The 2,710-nt window shown below is 63.8% G+C and carries 3 protein-coding genes and 1 pseudogene; all 4 read right to left on the reverse strand.

Features of this window, described 5'->3' with window-relative positions:
- The coding region (locus IRZ30_RS16890) for a hypothetical protein (RefSeq protein WP_294086856.1) at positions 1–207 on the reverse strand (207 nt) is incomplete at its 3' end.
- 44 nt (positions 208–251) lie between these two features.
- Positions 252–1,154: an ABC transporter permease gene (locus IRZ30_RS16895; protein WP_294086858.1), complete on the reverse strand. Its 903-nt coding sequence runs from the start codon at positions 1,152–1,154 to the stop codon at positions 252–254.
- Between the two features lie 114 nt (positions 1,155–1,268).
- Complete coding sequence (locus tag IRZ30_RS16900; RefSeq protein ID WP_294086860.1) at positions 1,269–2,276, reverse strand: ABC transporter permease; 1,008 nt, start codon at positions 2,274–2,276, stop codon at positions 1,269–1,271.
- 77 nt (positions 2,277–2,353) lie between these two features.
- Positions 2,354–2,710, reverse strand: a pseudogene (locus IRZ30_RS16905) (hypothetical protein); the annotation flags it as partial.

Below are 2,710 nucleotides of genomic sequence, written 5' to 3' on the forward strand. Positions count from 1 at the left end.
AGCCAGTGTCGCCGGGGAGTGCCGTTCCAACACCGCCTGGAGCGCTCCGAGGCGCCGATCAGCCTGTTCGGCGAGTCGCGGACGCGCCTGTCGCACCTGCCGCTCGACCATCGCGCCGATCTGCTCGCGCAGGTCCAGCACCGCTACCGCATGCTGGTAGCCGATCTCCCCATGATCACCCGAGACATCCACCACCCGGACCGTCATCGCGCACCCCTCACCGACCGCTACTCCCGCTCAGTGGGCTGAATCTAGCGCCGCGCCCGCAGGCGCGGGTCGAAGTACTCGGCGAGCGCGTTTCCGAGCAGGTTGAACCCAAGCACGAGGATCGTGATCGCCAGCCCGGCGAAGGTTGTCAGCCACCACGCCTCACGGACGTATTGGCGACCATCGGCCAGCATGCCACCCCAGGTCGGCATCGTCCCCTGGACGCCCAAACCCAGGAAGCTCAGGCTCGCCTCAGACACGACGACCGTAGCCATTTCCAAGGTCGCGATCGCGAAGAGCGGCGGGAGCATGTTCGGCAGCACGTGCCGAAGGATGATGCGCCTGTTCCTCGCGCCGAGGGCATGCGCCGCCTGAACGAACTCACGCTCGCGAATGGCCAGCGCCTCGGCCCGCGCCGTCCGGCAGAAGATCACCCAGCGGCTGAGCACCAAGGCCAGGGTGAGTTTGTCCAGACCGGCACCGAGTGCTGCCGCCAGGGCAATCGCCAACAGGAGGAAGGGAAAGGCCAGCCACGCATCAACGATCCGCATGATGACGTTGTCCACCCATCCACCGTAGTAACCGGCGATCGCCCCGAGGATCGACCCGAACGTCCCGGCTCCGACGACCGTCACCAGTGCCACGATGAGCGAGATGCGCGACCCGTAGATGAGCCGTGAGAGGACGTCTCGTCCAAGGTTGTCGGTTCCCAAGACATAGCCCTCCGGCCCGCCAAGGGCGGTGGGCGGCTTGAGCCGGTTGCTCAGCGACTGCTTCGCAGGATCATGCGGGGCAAGGACGGGTGCAGCGATCGCGCAGACGGTTACGATCAGGAAAACAACGACGCCGAAAATGACCCCCGGATCCCGCACCAACTGGAACCAGCGAGGCCGCCGCTGTATACCAGCGGCCGTTGGGATCCAGGTACTAGCCGCTTCCCCTACCACTCGTCTTGCTCCTCAACTCCATGTCCCCCTGTGCACGTGCCCAGCATCAACGCCGGCAACTCGCCCCTGGCTGGAGGGATGGGACTTACGGAAGCGACGTGCAGGATGGAGCACTCACTGGAGCCGAATCCGTGGATCGACCCAGGCATAGACCAGGTCTGTGATCAGGTTGAGCACAACATAGACGACCGCGAAAATCACCACCACTCCCTGCACCAGGACAAAGTCACGGGAACTGATGCCATGCACGATCAACGACCCCAGACCGGGCCATGAAAAGATGGTTTCGACGATAACGACACCGCTCACCAACCCGCCGATCTGGAGGCCAATCACCGTGATCGTCGGGAGGAGCGCATTCCGGACGGCGTGCCGCAGCACGACCAGATGCTCAGGGAGGCCACGCGCCCGCGCATTGACCACGTAGTCACTCAGGAGAGCCTCGATGGTACTGCTCCGCAGCAGGCGCAGGGTGAAAGCCTGGAGCGACACGGCCATGGAGACCGCCGGTAGGACCAGGTGCGACAGCGCGCTCTTGAAGGCTGCGAAGTCTCTCGCCAGTAGACTGTCCACGGTGTAGAGCCCGGTCACGTGCGGAACCGCGGTCCCGATGTCGATACGGCCGAACTCAGGGAACCACCCAAGGTGCACCGAGACGCCAATGATCAGCAGGATCGCGAGCCAGAACGTCGGCACGGAGACACCAAGCACCGAGATCACGATCGCCAGTCGATCCAGCAGACTCCCACGGAACACCGCGGCGAGGATCCCAGTTGGGATCGCGAACAGCAGCGAGAACACCATGCTCGCGATGGCCAGCTCAATCGTCGCCGGGAGTCGATCGAAGACGAGCGAGCTCACGGGCTGGTTGAAGGAGATGGACGTCCCGAGGTCGCCGCGGATCAACTGGGCCACGTAGCGGGCATATTGCACAGGCAAGGGTTGGTCCAGGCCAAGGCTGACACGGATCTCTTCAATAACCTCCGGCGGCAACGGCTGATCGCGCGTGAAGACGCTGACCGGATCCCCCGGCACGACCCGCATCAGGACGAATACGATGATCGAAACCCCGATCAGAACGGGAATCAGATGGATGAGCCGCCTGAGGATATACGCCAGCACGGACGCCCCTATCGTTCCCGGGAGTGGAAAACGGCAGCCGAGCGAGTCGGGGGCGACCCGCTCGGCTGACCGCGCCGCTAGGCCTCCTCGACCGTTGTCTGGAGAAGATTGAACCGCGAATCAGCCCGCGGATTCCAGTTCTTCACCGACTCGCGCACGCCATAGGTCTCCTCCGGCGTATAGAGGAAGATCCACGGCGCGTCCTCGACGACGATGGCCAGTGCCTGCTCGTACAGCTTCAGGCGGGCTTGCTCGTCAACCTCGCCCGCAGCCTTGGTGATCAACTCATCAAGCTCAGGGTTGGAGTAGTTGGTGTACGCGTCGGTGCGCGTGCTCAGGAACTGGGTGCTGAAGACGGTATCGGCATCCATCTCCGAGACGCCCCAGGAGCTCAGGTACATGTCACTGTTACCCGGCTCGTACTTCGCATAGAG

This window comes from Sphaerobacter sp. (assembly GCF_019683595.1).
Lineage (GTDB): Bacteria > Chloroflexota > Chloroflexia > Thermomicrobiales > Thermomicrobiaceae > Sphaerobacter.